Origin of the sequence: Streptomyces sp. JJ36 (genome assembly GCF_021696945.1) — a bacterium.
Lineage (GTDB): Bacteria > Actinomycetota > Actinomycetes > Streptomycetales > Streptomycetaceae > Streptomyces.
Genome location: NZ_JACYHE010000003.1, coordinates 78,100 through 103,849, shown reverse-complemented (window position 1 = coordinate 103,849; position 25,750 = coordinate 78,100). Strand labels below are relative to the sequence as shown.

The window sequence follows — 25,750 nt, the reverse complement described above, 5'->3', positions numbered from 1 at the left end:
CCCGTGACCGTGGAGCACGACCCGGATGCCGCCGAGCCGGTGGTGCGCTTCACCGCGGCCGGCACCGAACTGCTGCGCTACCGCTACCGGCCGGCCCTGCCCGCCGCCGAGTGCCCCTGTCCGTACGCACATCCGCTGCGGACTCTCTCCGGAGGCGTGGTCACCGGCAACCGGCCGCACGACCACCGCTGGCACAAGGGCCTGGCCATGACCGCCTCCCACCTGTCCGGGCAGAACTTCTGGGGCGGCGGCACCTATGTCCCCGGCGCCCCGGGCCACGGCTACCGCGACCTGCCGAACGTCGGGCGGCTGGACCACGCCGGCTTCGCCTCCCTCTCCCCCGGCGACCGCCCCGCCCTGACCGAGGAGGTGCACTGGCGCACCTCCGGGGGCGAACACTGGCTCACCGAGGAGCGCACGCTGGCCGTACGGGACGTGGAGCCCGCCCGGGGAAGCTGGACCCTGGAGTTCCGCACCGCCCTGCACAACGTGCGGGGCGCGGCCCTGGAGTTCGGCAGCCCCACCGTCTTCGGCCGGGAACTCGCCGGCTACTGCGGCTTCTTCTGGCGCGGCCCGCGCTCCTTCACCGGCGGCCGGGTGCTGCTCTCCGACGGCAGCCGGGAGGACACCGCGATGGGGCGTACCGGCGACTGGCTGGCGTTCACCGGGGAGTTCGACGAGGAGGACGGCGCGGCCACCCTGGTCTTCGCCGCCGCGCCGGAGAACCCCGGGCACCCGCCGCACTGGTTCGTGCGCAGCGAGCCGTATCCGGTGGTGAACCCCTCGCTGGCCTTCTTCACGCCACGGCAGTTGCCGGCCGGCGGGACGCTGCGCCTGCGCTACCGCATGGTGATCGCCGACGGCGCCTGGGACGCCGGGCGGATCACCGCCCACCTCGCGGAGCACCCGTGGTGACCCCGGCGCCGGAACCGCCCGCCTTCCCCGGCGGCACCGGCGTCTCGGGCCTGTCGGTGTACGACTGGCCGGCGGCGGACGGGCTCTGCGGCGGCTCCCCGCACGTCCATCTGGTCTGCACCGAGGCCTACGTGGTGGTGGCGGGCGCCGGCCGGCTGCAGACCCTGACCGCCGCCGGCACCGCCGAGACCCCCCTGCGCCCGGGCACCGTGGTCTGGTTCGGCCCCGGCACGGTGCACCGGGCGGTCAACGACGGCGGGCTGCGGGCCGTGGTGGTGATGCAGAACAGCGGCCTGCCGGAGGCGGGTGACGCGGTGTTCACCTTCCCGTCCGGGGTGCTCGCGGACCCGGAGGCGTACGCCGCGGCGGCCCGCGCCGGCGACGCCCGGGAGGCCCGCCGGCGCCGCGACCTGGCGGTGGCGGGGTTCCGCGCACTGGCCGGGCGGACCGGCGACGGCGTGGCAGCCGGTGCCGACGGCGGTGGCACCGACGGGGGCGGCGGACACGGCGCGGCCGCGCTGGAGGAGTTCCACCGGCAGGCCCTGGCGCTGCGCGCCGGCCGGCTGACCGAGTGGGAGGAGGTCTGGCGGGCGGGGGCCCGGCAGGCCGCCGACCGCACGGCCGCGCAACTCGCCGCGCTGCGCGCGGGCGACACCGGCCACCTGCGGACGGCCGCGGTCGCCGTACGGGAGCCTCCCGGGACCCCGCGCTGGGGGATGTGCGGCCGGCTGGACACCTACGACCTCACCCCCGGCGGCGCCACCGGCGGCTGAACCGCCGCCGCGGCCCCGGGGCGCGCTCAGACACGGAACGCTCCCGCGACCGATCCGAGAGGGTCCGAGAAGGAAGGATGGACATGAGACCACCACGGAGCAACCGGCCGGCGGCCGTCTCCGGCCGCACCGGGAGCGTGCGCGGACCACGCGGACCCCGAGGACCCCGCGGAACACTGGGCGTCCGACGGGCGGGCCGGCGCCTGCACCGCACCGCGGTGACGCTGGCCACCGCCGCGGCCACCGGCCTCGCCGCACTGGCGGGGGCCGCCCCCGCCCAGGCCGCCGACGCCCCGCTGCGCGACCTCGCCGAAGCCAAGGGCGTCTACATCGGCAACGCGCTGGCCGCCGGGAAGCTGGACGGCAACGCCCGCTACCGGCAGATCGCCGGCCAGGAGTTCAACTGGGTCACCGCCGAGAACGCCATGAAGTGGGGCGTGCTGGAGCCCTCCCGGGGGAACTACGACTGGTCCGGCGCGGACCGGATCATGGAGTTCGCCGCGGCCAACGGGCAGCAGGTGCGCGGCCACACCCTGGTCTGGCACAGCCAGGCCCCGGGCTGGCTGGAGAACGGCGGCTTCCCCGCCGCTGAGCTGCGCGGGCTGATGTACGACCACATCGACACCACCATGGGGCGCTACCAGGGCCGGATCGCCCACTGGGACGTGGTGAACGAGGCGTTCAACGAGAGCGGCGGCTTCCGGGACTCCTTCTGGTACCGGACGCTCGGCGAGAGCTACATCGCCGACGCCTTCCGGCGCGCCCGGCAGGCCGACCCGAGCGCCGACCTCTACATCAACGACTACAACGTGGAGGGGGTGAACGCGAAGAGCACCGCCATGTACAACCTGGTGCGGGACCTCAAGGCCCAGGGCGTGCCGATCGACGGCGTCGGGCTCCAGGCGCACCTCATCACCGGCCAGGTGCCCTCCTCGCTCCAGCAGAACATCCAGCGCTTCGCCGACCTCGGGGTGGACGTGGCCATCACCGAGCTGGACATCCGGATGAACCTGCCGGCCGACGCCGGCAAGCTGGCCCAGCAGGCGCGGGACTACCGCACCGTGGTCGAGGCGTGCCTCGCCGTGAGCCGCTGCGTGGGCGTCACCGGCTGGGGCATCTCGGACGCCGACTCCTGGGTGCCCGACGTCTTCGAGGGCCAGGGCGCGGCCACGATGTACGACTCCGGCTACAACCCCAAGCCCGCGTACGACGCGGTGGCGCAGGCGCTCGGCGGGACCGGCGACGATGACGACGACCCCCCGGGGAACGGCGACGGTGACGGCTGCACCGCCGACTACACCGTGGCCAGCCAGTGGAACACCGGCTTCACCGGCAACGTGGCGATCACCTGCTCCGGCGGCTCGCTGAACGGCTGGACGGTGAGCTGGGACTTCCCCGCGGGACAGCGGCTGTCCCAGGCCTGGAACGCCGGCTGCACCCAGAGCGGCGCCCGGGTGACCTGCACGAACGCCGGCTGGAACGGCACGGTGCCGGACGGCGGCTCGGTCTCCTTCGGCTTCAACGCGGAGTGGAGCGGCAGCAACCCGTCACCGGACACGGTGACGGTGAGCTGAGCACCGGACACGGTGACCGTGAGCTGAGCACCGGACACGGTGACCGTGAGCTGAGCACCGGACACGGTGACGGTGAGCCGGCTCCCCCACCGTGACGGTGCACCGAGCACCGCGCCCGGTGAGGCGGGCCGGCGCCCGGCTCTGCCCACCTCCGGCGCCCGCCTTCGGTCGGTCACCGGGCGCCGGGTCCGGGCGGGCACCCGCGTGCCCGCCCGGACCGCCCGCCGCCGCGCGGCGCCCGCCCGGCGGTCAGCTCCGGCCGTGCACCCGCCGGACCGGGCGGACCCGCCGGACCGCCGGGGACCTACCGCACCCGCCGCACCCGCCGCAGCAGCTCCGCGGTCCCGCCGCGGCGGTACCAGGCGAGCACGGACACCGCGGCCAGCGCGCCCAGCGGCGCGACGATCATCCCGGCGCCGTGGGTCGCCGCCTCGATCACCACGGCCCCGGCCATCATCGGCACGAACGCCAGCGCCGCGAGCCCCGCCAGGCGCGGGATCAGCAGCCCGATGCCGCCGGCCAGCTCCGCCGTGCCCACCAGGTACATGCCGGGGGTCCCGAGCCCCATCGCGTCGAAGGCCTCCGGGGCCCCGAAGGCGCCGGCGAGCTTGAGCACCCCGCCGTTGAGGTAGAGCACCGCGGTGACGAGCTGGAGGGCCCACAGCGCGCCCCTCCCCTTGCGGGTGCGGGGCGCGGAGCCCAGGGTGGAAGAGGAACCTGCGGTGACGGCGAGGGTCTGCGTGGTCATGGTCCCGGCCTCTCTCGGTGGCTGCCAGTGGTGTCGGGAGTACGGACGGGAGCGGCCGCGGAAACTCATCGGAGCCCGGCACGGAAGCCGGACGTGGCTACGGCGGGGCCCGTTGTCAGTCCCCGGTGCCAGGATGAGCACGACCGCATCCGCTCGGGCGACGAGAGGGCACGACCATGGCAGAGAAGCAGCCCGTGGAGGACTTCCCCCGGCTGGCCGACCCCTTCCGCCGGGAGCTGCTGGCGCACTGCTATCGCATGCTGGGCTCGGTGCACGAGGCGGAGGACCTGGTGCAGGAGACCTATCTGCGCGCCTGGAAGGCCTACGAGCGGTTCGAGGGCCGGTCCTCCATGCGGACCTGGCTGCACCGCATCGCGACCAACACCTGCCTGGACGCCCTGGAGAGCCGCGGGCGGCGGCCGCTGCCCACCGGTCTGGGCGCTCCCAGCGCCGACCCGGCGGACGATCTCACGGAGCGGCAGGAGGTCCCCTGGCTGGAGCCGGTCCCGGACGCGCTCGCCGGGGCGGACGGCGCGGACCCGGCCGAGGTGGTGACGTCCCGGGAGAGCATCCGGCTGGCCTTCGTGGCCGCGTTGCAGCACCTGCCGCCGCGCCAGCGGGCGGTGCTGCTGCTGCGGGACGTGCTCCGCTGGAAGGCCGCCGAGGTCGCGGAGCTGTTCGGCACCAGCACGGCCTCGGTGAACAGCGCGTTGCAGCGTGCCCGCGCCCAGCTCGAGAAGGTGGGGCCGGAGGAGGGCGGCGTCGTGGAGCCCGCGGAGGCGGAGCAGCGCGCGTTGCTGGAGCGCTATGTCAGTGCCTTCGAGCGCAAGGACATGGACGCGATCGTCACGCTCTTCACCGAGGACGCGGTCTGGGAGATGCCGCCGTTCACGGGGTGGTACCAGGGCCCGGTGGACATCGGCCGGCTCATCGACACCCAGTGCCCGGCCGGCCCCGACGAGCTGCGGCTGGTTCCGGCGGCCCTCAACGGGCAGCCGGCCTTCGGGATGTACTGGGTGGGCGAGGACGGGCGCTTCTGGCCGTTCAACATCATGGTGCTGACCCTGGACGGCCCGAAGGTCTCGCATGTGGTCGCCTTCTTCGACCACGGGCTGTTCAAGGTCTGCGGCCTGCCGGAGTCGCTGCCGGCCGAGGGCGCCGGGAGCTGACCGCCGCGCGGGCCGGCTCCCGGTGCCCGCCGGACCGTCGGGTCACCCCGGGCGTTCCCCGTCGAGCTGGGCCGCGGCACGGGCGAGCACCTCGGTGACCCGCGCCCCGAAGCGGGCGTCGCAGGAGTGCGGGGTGCCGGTGCGCACGGCCTCCAGCAGCGCGTCGACGGCCTGCCCGAAGGCGTCGGCAGGGTCCTCGTCGCGCTGTGGCAGGACGTGCACGCCGGCGGGTCCGCGGACTTCGGCCACCACACCCGCCGCGGCCTTCGGCACGGTGTGGCTGACCGTCACGGTGGCGGCGGCTCCCCCGGCGTGGCGGAGGGCGAGCTGCACGGTGTCCCCGGGTCCGGCCGTGGCCCGCACCCCGGTCACCTCGCCGAGCACCGGCAGCAGGACGGAGAGCGCGTGCGGCCCCACGTCCCACAGCGCGCCCTTCTCCCGGCGCCATGGGGAGGCCGCGTAGGGCGAGTCGGCGTCGGCGAAGACCGGGGAGAGCCAGTCCGCCCGGCCCAGCAGCCAGTCGCCGGACTGCTGCTGCTCCGCCATCCAGTCCCGCGTGGCGGTGCTGAAGTGCAGGGTGAAGAAGACCACGGAGGAGACGCCGGACGCCGCCGCGGCGTCCGCGACGCGTGCCGCCGCCTCCGGCGTGGTGGCGACGGGCTTGTCCAGCAGCAGATGGCACCCGGCCTCGGCCGCGCGCACCGCCAGCGGGGCCTGCACGTCCGGGGGCAGCGCGACGGCGACGGCGTCGCAGTCGGCGAGCAGCGCGTCGGCGTCCTCGTACGGCCGGGTCCCGAGGGTCCGTGCGAGGTCGGCCGCGGCCTCGGGGCGCCGGCCCCAGACCCCGGCGAGCTCGGCCCCGGGGTGGGCACGCAGGGCCGGGCCGTGGGTCATGCGGGCCCAGGGACCGGTGCCCAGCAGGCCGAACTTCAGCGGAGCGGAATGCGGGGCGGCGTCGGTGGCGTCCGTGGCGTCGGTGTGCGGCATGCCCCCACCCTAGGCCGCGGACCGCCGCCCCCGGCCGGGCGGCCGCCGGCCCGGCAGTCCCCGGGCAGGCCTCGGGCGCGGCGCCGCGGGGAGGGCGCGCCGGGCCGGATCCGCTCACCGCCGTCCGGCCGTCACCTCCCGGTTTCTCCTCACCGCGACCGCGACGACGGCTTCGCGGGAGGAGCCCGGACACGGGGCGCAGCGCACCACCGGACCGTACCGGTGGTGGTGGCTCCACCCGCGGTACGGGTGCTGCCACCCGTGCCCGGACGGTCTCCGCGTCGGCAGACTGACCGGGGCGGGGGCTCTCCCTGCGGGCAGGGGCTCCGGAACGGCCGGGCGCTCCGGAGTTCCCGCGGACCGCCACGGACGACCACGTGGACGCGGCGCCCCGCGGACGGTGAAGGGAGCAGACGATGGCAGGCACGACGGCCGGCGGAGGACCGGTGCGGCGGCGGGCCCGCGCGGGACTGGTCGCGGTGGTCCGGGGGCTCGCGTTGTGCCTCCTCACGCTCGGGGTCTCGCTCGCGCTCTTCGTCCTCTCCGTGCTCTCCCTCGCCTTCCTCCTCCTCGGTCTCGGGTTCCTCGCCACCCCGGTGGTGCAGGCGGCCGTGCGGATGCACGCCAACCAGCGCCGGCTGCTGGCCCACGACTGGGCGGGCGTGCACATCCCCGCGCCGTACCGCCCGCTGCCCGCCCGGGCACGCGGCGGCCTCCCCGGCCAGGTCGAGCGGACCACCGCGCTGCTGCGGGACCCGGCCACCTGGCGGGATCTGCTCTGGCTCCCGACGGACGCGGTGGCGGGCTTCCTCACCGGCCTGCTGCCGCCCGCCCTGGTCGCCTACGGGCTGGAGGGCTGCGCGCTGGCGGCAGGGCTGTGGCGGGTGACGGACGACCGGTACTGGTACGCCTTCGTCCCGGTCACCGGCCCGGGCAGCGCCGCGCTCTGCGCACCGCTGGGCCTGCTGCTGCTGGCGCTGGCCGCGGTGGCGGCCCCACCGCTTCTCCGGGCGCATTTCCTGCTCTGCCGGGCCCTGCTGGCGCCCACCCGCGGCACCCGGCTCGCCGAGCGGGTGGAGCGGCTGCGGGAGACCCGGTACGACGCCGTGGACTCCTCGGCGGCCGAACTCCGGCGTATCGAGCGCGATCTGCACGACGGCGCCCAGGCACGGCTGGTCGCGATGGGCATGAGCCTGGGCACCGTCGAGGCGCTGATCGAGCAGGACCCGGAGCGGGCCCGGGAGCTGGTGGCGCAGGCCCGTTCGTCCTCCGCGGAGGCGCTGACCGAGCTCCGCGGCCTGGTGCGCGGCATCCGCCCGCCGGTCCTCGCCGAGCGCGGTCTGGCCGACGCGGCGGAGGCGCTGGCGCTGCGCACCGCGGTGCCGGTGGAGACGGACATCGAGCTCCCGGGCCGGCTCGGGGACGCCGTGGAGGCGGCGGCCTACTTCGCCCTCGGCGAGGTGCTCACGAACGCCGCCAAGCACTCCGGAGCGGCCCGGGTGTGGCTGGACGTGCACCACAGCGCGGCGGCGGGGATGTTGCGGATCGCCGTCACGGACGACGGCCGGGGCGGCGTCGATCCCTCGGCCGGCACCGGGCTGCGCGGGCTCCAGCGGCGGCTCGGCCCGTTCGACGGCGTGCTGGCGGTGAGCAGTCCGCCCGGCGGGCCTACCCTGGTCACGGTCGAGATCCCGTGCGCGGTCGCCGCGCCCGCGGGAGGCTGACCGCGGTGCGGGTCGTGGTGGCGGAGGACCTGTTCCTGCTGCGGGACGGGCTGGTGCGGCTGCTGGAGGCGCACGGCCTGCGGATCGCGGCCGCGGTCGAGGACGGTCCCGCGCTGAGCCGTGCGCTGGAGGAACTGCGGCCGGACGTGGCCGTGGTGGACGTGCGGCTGCCGCCGTCGTTCCGTGACGAGGGGCTGCAGTGCGCGCTGCGGGCCCGGCGCGCACATCCCGGCCTGCCGGTGCTGATCCTCTCCCAGCACGTCGAGCGGCTCTACGCACGGGAGCTGCTGGCCGACGGCGACGGCGGCGTCGGCTATCTGCTCAAGGACCGGGTCTTCGACGCCGCGCGGTTCGTGGACGCCGTCCGGCGGGTGGCACGGGGCGGCACGGCGATGGACCCGCAGGTCGTGGAGCAGCTCCTGGCCCGCCGGCCGCGGGAGGACGACCCGGCCGCCCGGCTCACCCCGCGGGAGCGGGAGGTGCTGGAGCTGATGGCGCAGGGGCGCTCCAACGCGGCCATCGCCGGGCAGCTCGTCATCACCGAGCGGTCGGTGGCGAAACACACCGCGCAGATCTTCGCCAAGCTGCGGCTGCCGCCCTCCGAGGACGACAACCGCCGGGTCCTGGCGGTGCTGGCCCATCTTGACCGTGCCTGACGCCACATCACCTGACGCCCCGTCGCCGCACGGGAACGGGAGCGTGCCCGCGGCCGTTAGGGTGACGGTATGACGACTACTCCGACTCCCCGCACGCGCCGCAGAATGGGCGTCGAGGAGCGCCGGCAGCAGCTCATCTCCGTAGCGCTGGAGCTGTTCAGCCGCCGTTCGCCGGAGCATGTCTCGATCGACGACATCGCGCATGCGGCGGGCATCTCCCGGCCGCTGGTCTACCACTACTTCCCGGGCAAGCACAGCCTGTACGAGGCGGCGGTGCGCCGGGCCGCGGACGAGCTGTCGGCACGCTTCGTGGAGGCGCCCGAGGGGCCGCTGAGCCGTCGTCTGCTGCGGGTCATGCGGCGGTACTTCGACTTCGTCGACGAGCACGGGCCGGGCTTCTCCGCGCTGCTGCGCGGTGGCACCGCGGTCGGCTCGCCGCAGGCCAACGCCGTGATCGACGAGGTCCGGCAGGCCGCGTACGAACAGGTGCTGACCCATCTGGGCATCGCCCGGCCCGGCCCGCGGCTGGCCCTGGTGGTCCACTCCTGGGTGGGGCTGGCCGAGACCACCGCGCTGACCTGGCTGGACGGCCGCCGTATCCCGCGTGCGGAGCTGGAGCAGCAGCTCGTGCACAACTTCGCGACGCTGGCGGCGGTGACGGCGGTGCAGGACGCGGAGACGGCCGCCGTGGTGCGCCGCGTCCTCGCCCAGGAGCCCGCGGACGGCCCGCTGCGCGAGCTGGCCGCGGCGGTGGCCGGGCTGCTGCCGCGGGACGCCCTGGACGGCGCGGCGACCACGCACGCCCCCGGCGCCGCGGAGACCGGCGCCGCCGCGGAGGAGACCCCCGCGGACGCCCGGGCCCCGTCCTGACCGGCGGGAACCAGCCGTTCACCGCGTCTTCCCGCGCACTCCCTTCTGCTCGCGCCGCCCGTGCGCCACTGTGGCACGGCAGCGACGAGACCAGGGAGTAACTTATGCAGCGTCGTACGTTCCTCCGCGCCGCCTCCGCCGGAGCCGTCGCCCTCTCCGGCAGCCTGTGGCAGGGAGCCGCCACCGCGGCCGGCCCCGCCTCCGTCCTCGCGGACAGCGGCCCGTACGGACCGCTCGGCCCGCCGGACGCCCACGGCGTGGCGCTCCCGGCGGGCTTCCGCAGCCGGGTGGTCGCCCGCTCCGGCCGCCCGGTCGGCGGGATCCTCTGGCACGGCGCCCCGGACGGCGGGGCCTGCTTCCCGGACGGCGACGGCTGGATCTACGTCTCCAACTCCGAACTCCCGCTGATCGGCGGTGTCTCGGCGCTGCGCTTCCGGGCCGACGGCTCGCTCGACCGCGCCTACCGCACCCTCAGCGGCACCACCCTCAACTGCGCCGGCGGGGCCACCCCGTGGCACACCTGGCTGTCCTGCGAGGAGACGTGGCGCGGCAAGGTCTACGAGACGGACCCGTACGGCCGCAGGGACGCCGTCGCACACCGCGCCATGGGCCGCTTCCAGCACGAGGCCGCGGCCTGCGACCCGGACCGCGAGGTGGTGTACCTGACCGAGGACGAGGAGGACGGCTGCTTCTACCGCTTCACGCCGGACACCTGGGGCGACCTCTCCCGCGGCCGGCTCGACGTGCTCTGCGACACCGCCGGCGGCGGCGTGACCTGGCGGGAGGTGCCGGACCCGTCGGCACCGCTGTTCGGCGACCAGACCCGCCACCAGGTGGACTCCGCCCGGCACTTCGACGGCGGCGAGGGCTGCCACTACCACGCCGGCGTCTGCTGGTTCACCACCAAGGGCGACGGGCGGGTGTGGGCGTACGACGCGGAGCGCGGCACGCTCGGGCTCACCTACGACGGCGGCGGCACCCTGGACGGCGTGGACAACGTCACCGGCACGGCCGGCGGCGACCTCTATGTCGCGGAGGACGGCGGCAACATGGAGATCGACATCATCACGCCGGACGGCGTGGTCGCCCCGGTGATCCGGGTGGACGGCCATGAGAAGTCCGAGATCACCGGCCCGGCGTTCTCGCCCGACGGCTCGCGGCTGTACTTCTCCTCGCAGCGCGGCGCGCTCGGCGACCCCGCCGGCCTGGACGGCATGACCTACGAGGTGTCCGGCCCGTTCCGCCGCTGACGGTCCGGGCGGACAGGCGCTAGGCACCGCCGTGCCCGGCGTGGCCGCCGTCCTGCCCGCTGTGCTCACCGCCGCCGGCGTCCGCGGCGCGGCCCGTCACCCGCACCGCGTCCTCGATGGGCCGCCCGTCCGCCGCCCAGGCGCTGTGGTCGGATGCGGTGAGGATCGCGGACAGCTCGTGCGGGCCGTCCGGCACGGCGTCCGCGGGCACGTGGAACCACTCCCCGTACAGCCGGGCGATCCGCTCGCCGTCCAGGTACAGGTGCGCGTGCCCCTCCCCGCCCGCCGCCTGCTGGCCGGCCTTGCCGGGGGCCCACCGGTAGCGCTCGGTCTTCACCTGGACGTTCCAGCCGGACTCGGAGTCGGGGGTCACCTCCAGCCGTACGGCCGGGGCGGTCTCCCGCGGCACCTCGCGCAGCGGATGGCCGTCCGGCGACGTGGCGTCGATCAGCTTGCCGGCCGGGGCGGGGGCCGCGGCGGACCCGGCGGCCGCCGGGGCGGCGCCCGCCGGGTCCGCTCCCCCGCCGTCGTCGCCGCCCGCGCATCCCGTCGCGAACAGCCCGGCCGCGGCCAGGCCAGCCGCGGACGCGCACAGGCGGATGCGGATCTGGGTCATGGCGCTCTCCCCTCTCAGGCGGAGGCCCGCGGGGGCCGTACCGGCCTCCCGCGGATCTCCCGCGGATCTCTGCGGATCTCCGTCGGACGTGCCGGCGCGGGGACTGACGCGCCGGCACGGGGACGAACGTACGAACGGCCCGGGAGGCCCGGGCCGTTGTTGTCCGTATCCGACAACTATCCGGAGCGGAGGTAACGCGCCGGCGGCGGCACGCGTACGGTCCTGCCGCGTGCCGCCGCCCCGCGGCCGCCGGTTCAGTGCGCCCGGAACACCGCCACCGTCCGTGCGGGGACGGTGAAGGTCCCGGTGGACTCCTCGAAGGAGGCGGCGGTGACCGTGGGGTCGGAACCCGCCTTCTGCACCGGGTGCAGGGAGTGGCTCTGCCCGGCGAGGCCGGGCACCCGCTGGTCCCGGCTGCCCGGGGTGGCGTTGAAGACCACCACCAGGTCGCCGGCGCGCATGGTGAGCACCCCGGGCGTCTCCCCCTTCCCGGAGAGCGGGAAGGACACCCGCCGCTGCACCTCGGCGGTGCTGTCCAGGGAGAACGCCTCCTCCGTGGCGCGGATGCGCAGCAGGTCGCGGTAGGCCGCCGAGGCGCCGCGGATCTCCGCGCAGCCCGGGGTGAGTTCCGCACGGGTCAGCAGCGGCCGGGCGTACGGCCACTTGTCCTCGTTGTCCCAGGCGGGCGGGAGGCCGCGGCCGAAGCCGTTGCCGTCCCGGCAGTCCCAGTGGATGGCGTTGAACCAGTCGCCGGAGTCGTAGGAGTTGCGGTCCAGCGACTTGGAACGCAGCAGGTCGGTGCCGGCCTGGCTCAGCGCCGGGCCCTGGGAGAGGGCGGCCGTCGCCATGGCGAGGACCTGCATCCGCGCGCGGTCGGCCGCCGTGGTGCCGGGCGGCAGCTTGTAGGCGAGCGCGTCGTAGAGGGACTCGTTGTCGTGCGCGTCCACGTAGGCGAGCGCGTCGCCGGGCGCCTCGGCGTAACCGGCGGGCGAGCCGTTGTAGTCCACCTCGGACCCCCGGACCGTCCGGCCGCGGGAGTCGGTGAAGGTGTAGCCGGCGAGGTTACCGGTGAGGCCGACCTTGATCAGGTCCTGGTAGTGCAGCAGCCGGGCCCGCTGCTCCTCCCGGGTGCCGTTGGCGTCCGAGCCGTTCGGCTCGGTCCACAGGCCGGAGGCGAAGCCCTGGACGCCGGGGTCGGCGTCGAACGGGCCGCCGCCGCGCACCGCGTCCCGGGCCCGGTCGGAGAAGGTGGCGATGCCGGTGCCCGCCATGTTCCGCTGGGTGGCCTGGACGAAGCGGGCGTCGTCCGCGACCTCGCCGAAGTTCCAGCCCTCGCCGTAGAGGATGATCTTCTTCCCGTCCACCCCGTCCTTCTCCGGGGTGAGCGCGTCCAGGGCCTTCCGCACCGCCAGGATGTTCGCCTTCGGGTGGTGGCCCATCAGGTCGAAGCGGAAGCCGTCGATCTTGTACTGCTTCGCCCAGGTGACGACCGAGTCCACCACCAGCTTGCCCATCATGGTGTGTTCGGGGGCGGTGTTGGCGCAGCAGGTGGAGGTGGCCGGCGTGCCGTCGGCGAGCAGCCGCTGGTAGTAGCCGGGCACGATGCGGTCGAGCACGGACGTGCCGTCCTGCCCGGCGGCGTGGGTGTGGTTGTAGACGACGTCCTGCACCACCCGCAGCCCCGACCGGTTGAGGCTGCGCACCATCTCCCGGTACTCGCGGGTGCGCCGCGGGCCGTCCGGGTCGGTGGCGTAGGAGCCCTCGGGGACGGTGTAGTGCAGCGGGTCGTAACCCCAGTTGTAGGCGTCCTCGTCGCGCACCGCGCCGACGCACCGCTGCTGCCCGGCGGAGTCGGCGGGCATGGCCGCCAGGTCGCACTCCGGCTCCGCCCGGTCCTTCCGGCGCTCCGGGATGGTCGCGATGTCGTAGGTGGGCAGCAGGTGCACGTGGGAGGTGCCGGCCCGGGCCAGCTTGCGCAGGTGCCGCATGCCGTCCGAGTCGCGGTCGGTGAAGGCCCGGTAGGTGCCGGGGTGCGCGTTGGTGTCGTCCGCGACCGAGAAGTCGCGCACGTGCAGCTCCTGGATCTGCGCCTCGTCGAGCGGCGTGGCCTCCGGCTTCCGCAGCCGGTCCCAGCCCTTCGGCTTCAGCCGGGGGTCGGACAGGTCGGTGATCAGGCTGCGCCGGGAGTCGGCGGTCAGCGCGGTGGCGTAGGGGTCGGTGACCTTGTTGGTGACCGTCTTCTGCACCGAGGGGGCCCAGACGGTCACCGCGTACCGGTACGGCTTCCCGCGCCAGCTCCGGTTCCCGCGCGCCCGCCAGACGCCGGTGGTGTCGTCGCGGTGCATGCGGACGGTACGGCCGCCGAGCTCCAGCGTGACCGTGCGGGCGGTCGGGGCCCACACCGCGAGGGTGGGCCGGCCCTTGCGGTCGAAGACCGGCCCGAGTGCGGCGTCGCGGGCGCGGTCGCCGTAGAGGTCGTCCAGCACGCCGGGGATCTGCACGCCGGTGGCCCGGAGCAGGGCGCCGTCCGTGGTCCGCTGGGTGGCGAGGAGCTGGCCGCGGAGGGCCGGGCGCACCCGGTCCCGGTCGCGCGGGTCGACGGTGAAGGCGGCGTGGTCCTTCAGATGCGGGTACGCCTTCCGCTGCTCCTCGGTGAGCCCGCCGGGCACGGGCCGCAGCCGCAGCCAGCGGCCCTCGTCCGAGAGCGCGCCGTCCTCCAGCTCGATGCGGCCCTCGGGGTCGTATACGAGCTGCTCGCTGGTGCCGCCGGTGGCCCGGACGTCCCAGGCGACGGTGTCCCGGTCGATCCACTGGGCGGTGGCCTTGGTCAGGTCCAGCTCGGTGGCGCCGCCGGTGGTGGGCAGCAGGTAGCCGTCACGGCCGGAGAGCTTCCACGCCTCCCGGCCGTGGGTGGCGAAGTCCAGCGACTGGTCGGCGGGCTGGTCCTTCTGGTCGCCCTTGTGCAGGATGTAGCTCAGCGAGGTGGCGCCGTCGGCCAGCGGGACCTCGAAGGTTACGCCGAACGGGTCCTCGCGGACAGGCTCCAGAGGCTCGGCCCAGTCGGTGGGCTCGGCGGCGCCGGTCCAGGTGTGCAGGCCCCAGCCGTCGTAGTCGCCGTCGGGCCGGTGGTAGTGCAGCACCGCCGTCCCCTGCTCCTGTGGCGGGTAGGCCCCATCGGGCGCCTGCGGCAGGGTCTCCTCGCTGCCCTGTTCGATCCAGACTTCTCCGGTGGCGGTCAGGTCCACGGTGCGCCCGGGCCCGTCGGTGGTGCCGTCCCGGGCCACGCGGAAGTCGAGGCGGGTCTCGCCGTCCTCGACGGGCACCCAGGCGAAGGCGCCGTAGGCGTCGCGTCCGGTGAAGGGCGCGGTGCGCTCCCCCGCGGTGACCTGCCAGCCGTCGTAGTCCTCGCCGGGCCGCTGGTAGTGGATCACGGCCCAGTCGCGGTCGACGGCGGACGGCGGCTGTTCGGCGGGGGGCTGCCCGGCGAGGCTGCGTGCGGTGGCGGAGCCGGTGCGGCCCGCGCGGTCGACGGCGACGGCCTTGTAGCGCAGCGGCGTGCCGGCGGCGACGTCCTCGCCGAGGTGCTGGGTGACGCGGTAGGGCGCGTGGTCGGCGGTGCCGAGGGTGCGCCACCTGCCGTCGCCGGTCTGCGCGGCGAAGACCACCCGGGTGAGCGGCCCGCCGTCGACGTCGGCGGTCAGCTCGACGGTGCCGGTCGCGCCCGGTGCCGGTGCGGTGAGGGAGACGGACGGGCCGCCGTCCGCCGCGGGCACCGGTGCGGCGGCGCGCAGCACCACGGCGGAGAGCGCGGGCACGGTCACCCCGACCGTGCCGGAGGTGTCGCTGCGCGGGGCGGCGTCGCCGCCGTAGAGCTGCCGGAACGTGGTCTCCGGCGAGTCGGTGTGCAGGGTGACGGTCCGCTTCTCCTCGGCGTTGTTGACCGCGACGAGGTACTCGTGGGCGGGGGCGTCCGGGTCCGCGGGGAAGCGGGAGGCGGCGTAGACGCCGGCGCCGGCGGCCGCGTACCGCTCGGCCTGCACGCCGTCGCGGAGCGCCGGGTGCTCCTGGGTGAGCTCGGACAGCCGGGCGATGGACCGGTACAGCGGGTGCCCGGTGTCGTAGGCGTCCTGCGCGTGCGTACGGTCGGTGCCGAGCTGGTCGTCGTCCAGGTAGTCGGGCGTCTGCGAGGCGAAGAGGGTCTGGCGGGCGTCCTTGTCGCCGCCGGCGCCGGTGAAGCCCTGTTCGTCGCCGTAGTAGACCACCGGGTTGCCGCGGGTGAGGAACATCAGCTCGTGGGCGAGGGTGTCGCGCCGCAGCAGCTCGGCGTCGTCCGCGTCGGGGTTGTCCCGGCGTACGAAGGTGCCGATGCGGCCCATGTCGTGGTTGCCGAGGAAGGTGACCTGCTCGTAGGCGTTGGCCCGGCCGGTGGTGTAGCGGTAGTCCTGCGCGAAGACCTCCGCGACTTCGCGGGCGGAGCCGCCGCGGGAGGCGAAGGAGCGGGCCGCCTCCTGGAACGGGAAGTCCAGGGTGGCGTCCAGTCCGCCCCGGGTGACGTACGGGGCGGTCGTCGTCACGTCCGAGGAGTAGACCTCGCCGAACATGAAGAAGTCGTCCCGGCCCTTCCGGGCGGCGTAGCGGTCGAGGGCGGTGGCCCAGCGCGTCCAGAACTCCATGTTGACGTGCTTGACCGTGTCGATCCGGAAGCCGTCGATGCCGAAGTCGCGGACCCATCGCTGGTAGATCCGCTGCATGCCCCGGACGACCTCGGGGCGTTCCGTCCACAGGTCGTCCAGGCCCACGAAGTCGCCGTACCGGCTGGACTCGCCGGCGAAGGTGGAGTCGCCGCGGTTGTGGTACATCGTGGGGTCGTTCAGCCAGGACGGCACCTTGACGTCGCGCTCACCGGGAGCGACCACGGGGGTGCGGGGGAAGGAGTCCCGGTCCACGGCGGGGAACCGCTTCCCGCTCGCGTAGTCGGTGTCGTCGAAGGGCTCGCCGTCCTTCGTCAGGTAGGGGAAGGCGCCCTTGGACAGGTACTCCTGGGAGTCCGGCTCGTACCCCACCACGTCCGCGGTGTGGTTGGTGATGACGTCGAAGAAGACCTTCATGCCCTTGTCGTGGGCCTTGTCGATCAGGGTGCGCAGCTCGGCGTTGGTGCCGAAGTGCGGGTCCACCTGGGTGAAGTCGGTGATCCAGTAGCCGTGGTAGCCGGCGGAGGCGTTCTCCCCCTCGCCCTGCACCGGCTTGTTCTTGAAGATCGGGGCCATCCAGATCGCGGTGGTGCCCAGCTCCTTGATGTAGTCGAGCCGCTCGGTGATCCCCTTCAGGTCGCCACCCTGGTAGAAGCCCTTGTCCTCCGGGTCGAGGCCGGTCTCCAGCCGTCCGCCGGTGAGGCCGCCGCGGTCGTTTCCGGGGTCCCCGTTGGCGAAGCGGTCCGGGAGCACGAAGTAGAACTGCTCGCGGGTGAGGTCGTGGCGGCCGGCCTCGGCGGCGAGCCTGCGGTCGGACGGCGGGGGCGGTGCCTTGCCGGCGGCCGCGGGTGGCGCGGCGGTGACGAGCGTCGCGAGCACGGCGGCCGCGATGCCGGCGGCCGCCCCTCTGCGCGCGGAGGGACCGGGCACGGTGGTTCTCCTTCGGGCGTGCGGTGCGGGGTGACGGGTGGTACGGGCCGCCCGGCGGCGGGGTCGGACGTGCCGGGCGGCCCGGGTTCGGAGGGGGTCAGCAGTCGCGGGCACCGGTGTGCAGCGCCAGCGCCGTGTCCGGGCCGAGGGTGGCGGTGAACCACCCGTTGCCGTCCACGGTCACCGGGGTGCCGCTCTGCACGTCGCAGTAGGTGCCGGCGGGCAGCTCGCTGTCGTAGGAGCGGGTGACGGAGGAGCCCTCATGGTTGATCACCACATGGCCCTTGCTGCCGCGGCCGAAGGCGATCAGGTCGTTGCCGTTGTCCCACCAGCCGGTCACCGGCTCACCGCGGGTGGTGTTGCGGAAGCCCACCATCGAGGCGATCTCCGGCCAGGCGTGCTGGCACTTCCACCCGTCCTGCCAGCAGGCGTTCACCTGGCCGCCGTTGGGCGGACCGGCGTCCTTGTCCGACCACTCGTAGCCGGAGTGGACGTCGGGAGCGCCGTACGGCCAGGCCAGCATGAAGACGTTGGCCAGGGTGTAGTCCGCGCCGTTCTTGTAGTTGAGGGTCTCGCCGTTGCGCTCGGTGTCGTGGTTGTCGACGAAGACGCCCGCCTTCGCGTCGTCCAGGTAGCCCCAGCCCTCGCCGAAGTTGCTCAGGTAGGCCAGCCGCTCGTTCTGGAAGACCCGCTTGAGGTCGCGGCCGTACTGGAACTCCTGGACGTCGCCCACCCCGGTGTACTCCTCGGGGGTGACGGGCTCGCCGGCGCCGCGGATGACCTCCTGCTTGAAGTAGATCCCGGGGTCGCTGAGCCGGGAGCGGACGGCCGAGAGGTCCCCGGCGGGGATGTGCTTGGCGGCGTCGATGCGGAAGCCGTCGACGCCCAGCGACAGCAGGTCGTTGAGGTAGCCCGCGATGCGGTCGCGGACGTGGCTCTCGCCGGTGTCGAGGTCGGCGAGGCCGAGCAGCTCGCAGTGCTGGACCTGGTGCCGGTCGCCGTAGTCGCTGATGTCCGTCCGGCAGTCGTCCATGTCCCAGCCCGAGTAGGTCCCCGGGTAGTCGTAGTGGGAGTAGGACGAGCCGCCGGTGCCGGTGCCGGAGCCGGCGGTCATGTGGTTGACCACCGCGTCGACGACGACCTTGACGCCGGCGCCGTGACAGGCGTTCACCATGTCCCGGAACTGCCCGCGGTCGCCGAGCCGCCCGGCGATCCTGTAGCTGACGGGCTGGTAGGAGGTCCACCACTGCGGTCCCTGGATGTGCTCCTGGGGCGGGGAGACCTGGACGAATCCGTAGCCGGCCGGGCCCAGCCGGTCGGTGCACTCCCGTGCGACGTCCTCGAAGTCCCACTCGAAGAGGACGGCGGTGACGTCCTTGGCGCCGGGGGGCGCGGCCTGCGCGGGGGGTGCGGTCGGGGCGGCCAGCGATGCCGCTGTCATGCCTGCGACAAGCGCAAGCGCGCCGGGGATCCTGCTTCCTCTGGCCACGATGCCTCCTGGGGAGAAGCGATGCGGATGCGGGGGTCGTATACGCGCCCAGGGCAACGCGCCGCGCCCGTCAGGCCGTCGAGCCGGTCCGGCCGGCCGGGCGCGTGGGGTTCCTGGCCTGGAACCCCCGGCCGGCCGGACCGGACGCTGGAGAACGTAACAGCTTGCAGAAACTTGCGGAAGAGGTTGCGCGGAGGTTACCGGGACCCGTTCAGCGCAGGGCGCCGGGCGCCTGCCCGGTGGAGCCCCGTACCACCAGCTCCGGCTGGAAGACGTACTCGGCGCGCTGCACCGGATCGCCGCCGAGCTCCTCCAGCAGCGCGTGCACGGCCGCGTTGGCCATGGCCCGCACCGGCTGCCGCACCGTGGTCAGCGGCGGGTCGGTGAAGGCGTTCAGCTCCGAGTCGTCGTAGCCGACGACGGACACCTGCCCGGGTACGCTCAGTCCGCGTTGCCGAGCGGACCTGATGGCGCCGAGCGCCATCAGGTCGCTGCCGCAGACCACGCCCGTACAGCCCGCGTCCAGCAGCTCCCCCGCAGCGGCGTGCCCGCCCTCCACGGTGAACAGCGTGTGCTGCACCAGGCCCTCCACCGCGCCGCCCAGGGCCGCGACGGCCGCCTGGAAGCCCTCCGCCTTCCGTCGCGAGGGCACGAAACGCTCGGGACCGACGGCGAGCCCGATCCGGCGATGCCCGAGATCGGCCAGGTGCCGCACGGCGGTCCGCGCGGCCGCCCGGTCGTCCGGGGAGACGAAGGGGGCGCTGATCGCCTCGTTGTAGCCGTTGATGAGCACGAACGGTACGCCGCGCCCGGCGAGCCGGGCATAGCGGCCGGGATCGGCGGAGAGGTCGGCGTGCAGCCCGGAGAGGAAGACGATGCCGGTGACGCCCCGCTCGACGAGCTGGTCGACCAGCTCGTCCTCGGTGGCGCCACCGGGCATCTGGGTACCGAGCACCGGGGTGTACCCGTAGCCGCTCAGCGCCTGCTCGATGACCTGCGCGAACGCGGGGAAGATCGGGTTGGTCAGCTCGGGTATCACCAGCCCGACGAGCCCGGCGCTGCGCTGCCGCAGCCGGACCGGCCGCTCGTAGCCGAGCACGTCGAGCGCGGCGAGCACCTTCTGCCGGGTGCCCGCCGCGACGCCCGCCTTGCCGTTGAGCACCCGGCTCACCGTGGCCTCGCTGACCGCGGCCTGCACGGCGATGTCGGCCAGGCGGGCGGTGGGGACACTCGTCATGCCGCGGACCACCAGACCGTGGTGTCGCCCGGCAGCGTGGTGGCGCCCTCCGCGAGTCGCTCGCCGCTGCTGAGCAGCGGGCGCCCGGGCGACCGCGGCAGCTCCGCCGGCGCGGTGCCGGTGTTGGCGGTGCACACGAAGGCGCCGCGCCGGAAGGCCAGCACGCCCTCGGGCGCCGGGAGCCACTCGACGGACTCGCCCGCGCCCAGGTCCGGGTGGTCGCGGCGCAGCCGCAGGGCGGTGCGGTAGAGCTCCAGCGTGGAGTCCGCGTCGCCGGTCTGCGCCTCGACGCTGAGGCCCGCCCACTCCGCGGGCTGCGGCAGCCAGCTCCCGCCGGTGCCGAAGCCGTACGAGTCGCCCGTACGGTTCCACGGCAGCGGCACCCGGCAGCCGTCCCGCAGCCCGTCCTGCCCGTCCGACTTGAAGAACGAGGGGTCCTGGCGCACCTCGTCCGGCAGGTCGGTGACCTCCGGCAGGCCCAGCTCCTCCCCCTGGTACACGTAGGCGGAGCCGGGCAGCGCCAGCATCAGCAGGGTGGCCGCCCGCGCCCGGCCCAGGCCGCCGCCGAGCCGGGTGCGGTGCCGGACCACGTCGTGGTTGGAGAGCACCCAGGTGGTGGCGGCGCCGACCGGGCGCATGGAGTCCAGCGACTCGTCGACCACCGCCCGCAGCGCCCCGGCCTCCCAGGGCGCGCCCAGGTAGTGGAAGTTGAACGCCTGGTGCAGCTCGTCCGGGCGCAGGTAGAGCGCGGTCCGGTCGGCGCTGGGCGTCCAGGCCTCGGCGACGCCGATGCGGTCGCCGCCGTACTCCTCCAGGATCCGCCGCCACTCACGGTAGATCTCGTGCACGCCGTCCTGGTCGAAGAAGGGCAGCTCACGGTTGCCGAGGAGCTTGAGCTGCTCGCCGTGGCCCATGTCGGGCAGCCCCTCGGCCTTGACCATGCCGTGGGCGACGTCGATCCGGAAGCCGTCCACGCCCAGGTCGAGCCAGAACCGCAGCACGGTGCGGAACTCGTCGCGCACCGCGGGGCAGTCCCAGTTGAAGTCGGGCTGCTCGGGGGCGAAGAGGTGCAGATACCACTCGCCGTGGGAGCCGTCCGGGTTCTTGGTGCGGGTCCAGGCGGGGCCGCCGAAGATGGACTCCCAGTCGTTCGGCGGCTCCTCGCCGTGCTCCCCCTTGCCGGGCCGGAAGTGGTAGCGGTTCCGCAGCGGGGAGCCGGGGCCCTCCCGCAGGGCGCGCTGGAACCACTCGTGCTGGTCCGAGGAGTGGTTGGGCACCAGGTCGACGATGACCCGCAGGTCCAGCCGGTGGGCGTCGGCGATCAGCGCCTCGGCGTCCGCCAGGTCGCCGAACATCGGGTCGATGACGCGGTAGTCGGCGACGTCGTAGCCGGCGTCGGCCTGCGGGGAGGCGTAGAAGGGGCTCAGCCAGACGGCGTCCACGCCGAGCTCGGCGAGGTAGGGCAGCCGCTCGCGCACGCCCGCGAGGTCGCCCATGCCGTCACCGTTGCCGTCCGCGAAGGAGCGAGGATAGACCTGGTAGATGACGGCGTCACGCCACCACTGCGTGCCGGCCGGGGCGCGGCCGGCAGGGTGGGGGGACGCGGCGGATGAGTGCTGGGTCATGTCTTCCCTGGGTTGTAAGGAGTGGTGCGACATCGAGGCGGGCCGTCGGTCCGTACGGCCGGCTCAGGACTTGACCGCGCCGGCGGTCATGCCGGAGACGAGGTAGCGCTGCGCGAAGCCGAACACCAGCGCGGCGGGCACCGCGATGACGACGGCGGCGGCGGTCATGGACCCCCAGTCGGAGCCGTAGCGGTTGACGAAGGTCTGCAGACCGCCGGCGAGGGTCAGGTTCTCCTCCCCCGTCATGAAGGCGGTGGCATAGGCGACCTCGGCCCAGGCGGTCACGAAGGTGTAGAAGCCGGTGACCGCGAGGCCCGGCCGGGCCAGCGGCATGATGAGGCGCCAGAAGGTGCCGAACGGGCTGAGGCCGTCCACCCGCCCGGACTCGTCGATGGAGACCGGCACGGTGTCGAAGAAGCCCTTCATCATCCAGGCGCAGAACGGCACCGCGATGGTCAGATAGGTGATGATCAGCCCGACCGGCTGGTTGAGCAGGCCGAGCTTGGCCATGGTGTTGTAGAGCGGCACGATCAGCACCGCCATCGGGAACATCTGGGTCACCAGCAGCACCCACAGCAGCGGACGCATGCCGGGGAAGCGGAAGCGGCTGAGGGCGTACCCCGTGGTGGAGGCGATGAACACGCCGATCACCGTGGTGCCGAGCACCACCAGCAGCGAGTTGCCGAACCAGGTGAGGAAGTAGGTGTCGGCGAGCACATGGTCGTAATTGCCCAGGGTGAACTCCTCCACCAGGGAGGTGGAGAACGCCCGGTCGTTGGGCTTGAAGGAGGTCACCAGCAGCCACAGCGGCGGGAACAGCGCGACGGCGGTCCCCAGCAGCAGCGCGGCGTGCAGCCCGGCGGAGGCGAGCGGGCTTCGCTTGTGGGTGCGCATCGTCACCACACCTCTCCCTGCTTCTTCAGCGCCCGGCGGTAGACGAGGGTGAACAGCGTCAGGAGCACCAGGATGAGCACGCCCCACGCGGCGGAGGTGGCGAAGTCCCGCGGGCTGTTCACGAACGAGAGCCGGAAGGCGTAGGTCACCAGGATCTCCGTGGAGTCACCCGGACCGCCCCGCGTCAGCAGGAAGATCACGGGGAACATGTTGAACGTCCAGATGGTGCTCAGCAGGATCACCGTGGTGCTCACCGCGCGCACGCCGGGCAGCGTGATGTTGACGAAACGCTGCCAGGGTCCCGCGCCGTCCATCTCGGCGGCCTCGTAGAGCTCGCCGGGGATGGACTGAAGGGCGCCCAGCATCGCGACGATCATGAAGGGCACGCCCAGCCAGACGTTGACCGCGATCACCGCGAGCTTGGCCCAGGTGGGGTCGGAGAGCCAGGGCACCCCCTCGATGCCGCCGCCGTTCAGCACCTCGTTGAGCAGCCCGTACTTCTCGTTGAAGAGCATCTTCCAGGCGAAGACGGACACGAAGGCCGGCACGCCCCAGGGGAGGATCATCGCGATCCGGTAGAAGGTGCGCCCCTTCACCTGCCGGTTGAGCAGGTTGGCGAGGGTGAGGCCGAGCAGGAAGGTGACGCTGACGCAGCCCACCGTCCAGAGCGCCGTCCAGCCGAGCCGGTCCCAGAAGACGCCGTCGGAGAGGATCTCCGTGTAGTTCTCCAGCCCGACGAACTCGTAGGTCGCCGGGATGGTGTTGACACCGATGGTCCGCTCGACGTTCGCCTCGTCCGCGTCGGTGAGCGAGAGGTAGACGCCACGCCCGAGCGGATAGCCGATGATGACGCCGATGACGATCACCACCGGGGCGATCATCGCCCAGGCGTACCAGTGCCGGGCCAGCGCCCTGCGCAGCGGCCCCGGCGTCCTGCTGTTCTTCGCCGCCGGGCGCCCGCCGCCGCGGACGGAGCGTGTCGCTCCGTCCGCGGGGCGGGTCGCCGGCCGGCCGGTCTCCACAGCCATGGGTGGGGGCAGCCCTTACTTGTAGTCCTCGAGCAGCTTGCCGAACTCCTCGCCGACCTTGTCGGCGGCCTTCTCCGGGCTGGTGTCGCCGAAGAGCACCTCGTTCATCTGCACCCGGATGGGCTCGAAGAGCGAGTTGGCCTCCGGGATCCACGGGCGCTGGTGCGCCTTGTCCACCGCGGGCTTGAAGAACTGCACCATCTCGTTCTTCTGCACCGACTCCTCCTGGTAGACGGAGGCGCGGGTGGGCAGCAGGCTCAGCTCCTCGGTGGTCCGCTTCTGGACCTCGGCCGAGCTCATGTACTTCGCGAACTCGTAGGCGGCGTCGAGGTTGCCGGAACCGGCGTAGACGGAGAGGTTCCAGCCGCCCTGCGGGGCGCCCTGCGCCTCGCCGCCGGCCGGCACCGCGGCGACGCCGAGGTTCTCCGGGTCCTCGAACGCCTTCCCCTCCAAGGCGCCCGCGATGTCCCAGGGACCGTCGACGATCATGGCGACGTCGCCGTCCTTGAACGCCTTGAGGCCGTTCTCCTGGCCGTTGCTGGCGTCGGTCACCGCGGCGCCGGATTCCACCAGGTCCTTCATGGTGGCGAAGGCGGCGGCCCCCGGGCCGTCGTCGATGGTGATCTTCTTGTTCTCGGCGTCGACCATGTCGCCGCCCTCGCCGTAGAGGTACGGCAGGAACCAGTACGGGTCGTCGCCGCGCAGGTAGAGGGCGTCCGCGCCGGTCCGGTCCTTGATCTTCTTCGCGTTCTTCTTCAGCTCCGCGAAGCTGGCCGGGACCGGGACGCCGGCCTCGTCCAGCAGCTCCTTGTTGTAGAAGAGGCCCAGGGTGTCCGTGACCTGCGGGACGGCGTAGGTCTTGCCCTCGAACTCGGTGCTGCCGAGCGGGGCCTTCAGGTAGTCCCCGGTGTCCGCCAGCGCCGGGGTGCCGTCCAGCGGTGCGAGGTAGCCGAGATTGGCGAAGTCGGCGACCCAGGCGACCTCGGTGCGCATCACGTCGGGTGCGCCGGAGTTGCCGCCGGCCGCGTTCTTGAACTTCGCGTTCGCGTCGCCGAAGTTCACATGGACGTACTTGACGTCGACCTTGGGGTACTTCTTCTCGAAGTCCTCCGCGATCTTCTTGTACGTGCCCTTCTCCGCGTCGTTCGAGGTGTCCCAGTAGGTGACGGTGCCGGAGATCTCCCCGTCCGCACCCTTGTTGCCGTTGCCGCCGTCGTCACCGCCGCAAGCCGTTGCCGCAAGCGCCAGCGCCGCGGTCAGCGCGGTGGCCGCTATGCCACGCCGCATGTCAGTCCTCCCAAGGTGTTACGCCTGCACGCCCCTGGGGCGCCCGGCTGCCGAGGAACGTAACAGCGCTGAAAACTTTCCGAAAGACCTTGCGGCAATTTTCTGCAAGCCGAGATCCGGTCGTGTCCCGGCCGTCCCCGGGGAGGCGGGCGCCGGGGGCGCTGTGCAGTACGGAACGCTCCGGGTACAGTCCGGTCCGTGACCGCACGGCTAGCTGACATCGCAGCCCAGGCGGGGGTCAGCGAAGCGACGGTCAGCCGCGTCCTGAACGGCAGGCCGGGCGTCTCCGCGGCCACCCGCGAGTCCGTCCTGGCCGCGCTCGACGTGCTGGGCTACGAGCGGCCGGTCCGGCTGCGGCAGCGCAGCGCCGGCCTCGTCGGGCTGATCACCCCGGAGCTGGAGAACCCGATCTTCCCCGCTTTCGCACAGGTGATCGGGCAGGCGCTCACCCGGCAGGGGTACACACCGGTGCTGGCCACCCAGACCCCCGGCGGCTCCACCGAGGACGAGCTGACCGAGATGCTGGTGGACCGCGGCGTCTCCGGGATCGTGTTCGTCTCCGGGCTGCACGCCGACACCACCGCGGACACCGGGCGCTACGAACGGCTGCGCGGCCAGGGCGTGCCGTTCGTGCTCGTCAACGGGTACGCGCCCCGGGTGCGCGCCGCCTTCGTCTCCCCGGACGACCGTGCCGCGATGCGGCTGGCGGTCACCCATCTGGTCTCCCTGGGACACCGGGAGATCGGGCTGGCGCTCGGCCCGGAACGGTTCGTGCCGGTGCAGCGCAAGACGGCGGGGTTCCTGCGGGCCGTACGGGACGAGCTGGGATGGGACGAGGCCGCCGCGCGACGGCGGGTCCAGCACTCCCTCTACACCCTCGAGGGCGGCCAGGCGGCCACCGGGCCGTTGCTGGACCGCGGCTGCACCGCGGTGGTGTGCGCCAGCGACATGATGGCGCTCGGGGCGATCCGGGCGGCCCGGCAGCGTGGCCTGGCGGTGCCCCGGGACCTCTCGGTGATCGGCTTCGACGACTCGCCGCTGATCGCCTTCACCGATCCGCCGCTGACCACCATCCGGCAGCCGGTGCAGGCCATGGGACAGGCCGCGGTGCGCGCGCTGCTGGAGGAGATCGGGGGCACGCCCGCCCCGCCGGGAGAGTTCGTGTTCCTCCCCGAACTGGTCGTTCGCGGGTCGACAGCCTCCGTACCGTCCTACACTGGACACCGGACCGTTTCCGCCGAAGACCCGACCTGAGGATGATCGGCGGAGCCCGTACATCTGGCAGAC

18 protein-coding genes and 1 pseudogene are annotated in these 25,750 nt (G+C 73.7%); 9 read left to right on the top strand and 10 right to left on the bottom strand.

Annotation, left to right across the window (positions count from 1 at the left end):
* Positions 1 to 9: 9 nt before the first annotated feature.
* The 3 genes from HOY81_RS02190 (at position 10) to HOY81_RS02180 (ending at position 3,262) form a co-directional block, all read left to right on the top strand.
* Positions 10 to 915 (top strand): PmoA family protein, encoded by a 906-nt coding sequence (locus tag HOY81_RS02190; protein WP_237317550.1) that lies wholly within the window; start codon positions 10 to 12, stop codon positions 913 to 915.
* The gene (locus tag HOY81_RS02185) at positions 909 to 1,688 is read left to right on the top strand and encodes a cupin domain-containing protein (RefSeq protein WP_237317420.1); all 780 of its coding nucleotides are present in this window, start codon (positions 909 to 911) and stop codon (positions 1,686 to 1,688) included. Before HOY81_RS02190 ends, HOY81_RS02185 begins: the two co-directional genes overlap by 7 nt.
* A 218-nt stretch (positions 1,689 to 1,906) precedes the next feature.
* A complete protein-coding gene (locus HOY81_RS02180) occupies positions 1,907 to 3,262 on the top strand; it encodes an endo-1,4-beta-xylanase (protein ID WP_237317418.1) in 1,356 nt (451 codons plus the stop codon).
* A gap of 304 nt (positions 3,263 to 3,566) precedes the next feature.
* Here HOY81_RS02180 and HOY81_RS02175 read toward each other — a convergent pair whose 3' ends face one another.
* A complete protein-coding gene (locus HOY81_RS02175; protein WP_237317416.1) occupies positions 3,567 to 4,010 on the bottom strand; it encodes a DoxX family protein in 444 nt (147 codons plus the stop codon).
* Positions 4,011 to 4,186: 176 nt separating this feature from the next.
* On the opposite strand from HOY81_RS02175, the gene HOY81_RS02170 reads away from it, so the two are divergent.
* The gene (locus HOY81_RS02170; protein WP_237317414.1) at positions 4,187 to 5,179 is read left to right on the top strand and encodes a sigma-70 family RNA polymerase sigma factor; all 993 of its coding nucleotides are present in this window, start codon (positions 4,187 to 4,189) and stop codon (positions 5,177 to 5,179) included.
* A gap of 42 nt (positions 5,180 to 5,221) precedes the next feature.
* On the opposite strand, the gene HOY81_RS02165 is transcribed toward HOY81_RS02170, so the two are convergent.
* Positions 5,222 to 6,112: a Gfo/Idh/MocA family protein gene (locus HOY81_RS02165; RefSeq protein WP_237317548.1), complete on the bottom strand. Its 891-nt coding sequence runs from the start codon at positions 6,110 to 6,112 to the stop codon at positions 5,222 to 5,224.
* A 470-nt stretch (positions 6,113 to 6,582) separates the two neighbouring features.
* Here HOY81_RS02165 and HOY81_RS02160 point away from each other — a divergent pair, with 470 nt between their 5' ends.
* From HOY81_RS02160 to HOY81_RS02145, 4 genes are all read left to right on the top strand, one after another.
* The gene (locus HOY81_RS02160; protein ID WP_237317412.1) at positions 6,583 to 7,890 is read left to right on the top strand and encodes a histidine kinase; all 1,308 of its coding nucleotides are present in this window, start codon (positions 6,583 to 6,585) and stop codon (positions 7,888 to 7,890) included.
* A 5-nt stretch (positions 7,891 to 7,895) separates the two neighbouring features.
* A complete protein-coding gene (locus HOY81_RS02155; protein ID WP_237317545.1) occupies positions 7,896 to 8,546 on the top strand; it encodes a response regulator transcription factor in 651 nt (216 codons plus the stop codon).
* 105 nt (positions 8,547 to 8,651) lie between these two features.
* Positions 8,652 to 9,416, top strand: a complete 765-nt coding sequence (locus tag HOY81_RS02150; RefSeq protein ID WP_237317543.1) for a TetR/AcrR family transcriptional regulator — start codon at positions 8,652 to 8,654, stop codon at positions 9,414 to 9,416.
* A gap of 104 nt (positions 9,417 to 9,520) precedes the next feature.
* Positions 9,521 to 10,666, top strand: a complete 1,146-nt coding sequence (locus HOY81_RS02145; protein ID WP_237317410.1) for an alkaline phosphatase PhoX — start codon at positions 9,521 to 9,523, stop codon at positions 10,664 to 10,666.
* A gap of 19 nt (positions 10,667 to 10,685) precedes the next feature.
* Here HOY81_RS02145 and HOY81_RS02140 read toward each other — a convergent pair whose 3' ends face one another.
* The 8 genes and pseudogenes from HOY81_RS02140 to HOY81_RS02105 form a co-directional block, all read right to left on the bottom strand.
* Complete coding sequence (locus HOY81_RS02140) at positions 10,686 to 11,282, bottom strand: hypothetical protein (RefSeq protein WP_237317408.1); 597 nt, start codon at positions 11,280 to 11,282, stop codon at positions 10,686 to 10,688.
* Positions 11,283 to 11,536: 254 nt separating this feature from the next.
* On the bottom strand, positions 11,537 to 16,903 hold the full coding sequence (gene pulA / locus HOY81_RS02135) for a pullulanase-type alpha-1,6-glucosidase (protein ID WP_237317406.1): 5,367 nt from the start codon (positions 16,901 to 16,903) through the stop codon (positions 11,537 to 11,539).
* 100 nt (positions 16,904 to 17,003) lie between these two features.
* Positions 17,004 to 18,344 (bottom strand): annotated as a pseudogene (locus HOY81_RS02130) (alpha-amylase family protein); the annotation flags it as partial.
* 259 nt (positions 18,345 to 18,603) lie between these two features.
* Positions 18,604 to 19,629 (bottom strand): LacI family DNA-binding transcriptional regulator, encoded by a 1,026-nt coding sequence (locus HOY81_RS02125; protein WP_237317404.1) that lies wholly within the window; start codon positions 19,627 to 19,629, stop codon positions 18,604 to 18,606.
* On the bottom strand, positions 19,626 to 21,254 hold the full coding sequence (locus HOY81_RS02120; RefSeq protein WP_237317402.1) for a glycoside hydrolase family 13 protein: 1,629 nt from the start codon (positions 21,252 to 21,254) through the stop codon (positions 19,626 to 19,628). Before HOY81_RS02120 ends, HOY81_RS02125 begins: the two co-directional genes overlap by 4 nt.
* A gap of 63 nt (positions 21,255 to 21,317) precedes the next feature.
* Positions 21,318 to 22,148 (bottom strand): sugar ABC transporter permease, encoded by an 831-nt coding sequence (locus HOY81_RS02115; RefSeq protein ID WP_237317541.1) that lies wholly within the window; start codon positions 22,146 to 22,148, stop codon positions 21,318 to 21,320.
* Positions 22,149 to 22,150: 2 nt separating this feature from the next.
* Positions 22,151 to 23,176 (bottom strand): carbohydrate ABC transporter permease, encoded by a 1,026-nt coding sequence (locus tag HOY81_RS02110; RefSeq protein WP_237317400.1) that lies wholly within the window; start codon positions 23,174 to 23,176, stop codon positions 22,151 to 22,153.
* Between the two features lie 15 nt (positions 23,177 to 23,191).
* Positions 23,192 to 24,463: an extracellular solute-binding protein gene (locus HOY81_RS02105; RefSeq protein WP_237317398.1), complete on the bottom strand. Its 1,272-nt coding sequence runs from the start codon at positions 24,461 to 24,463 to the stop codon at positions 23,192 to 23,194.
* 198 nt (positions 24,464 to 24,661) lie between these two features.
* On the opposite strand from HOY81_RS02105, the gene HOY81_RS02100 reads away from it, so the two are divergent.
* Positions 24,662 to 25,717, top strand: coding sequence for a LacI family DNA-binding transcriptional regulator (locus HOY81_RS02100; protein ID WP_237317395.1), 1,056 nt, complete (start codon positions 24,662 to 24,664; stop codon positions 25,715 to 25,717).
* The last annotated feature ends 33 nt before the right edge of the window (positions 25,718 to 25,750 follow it).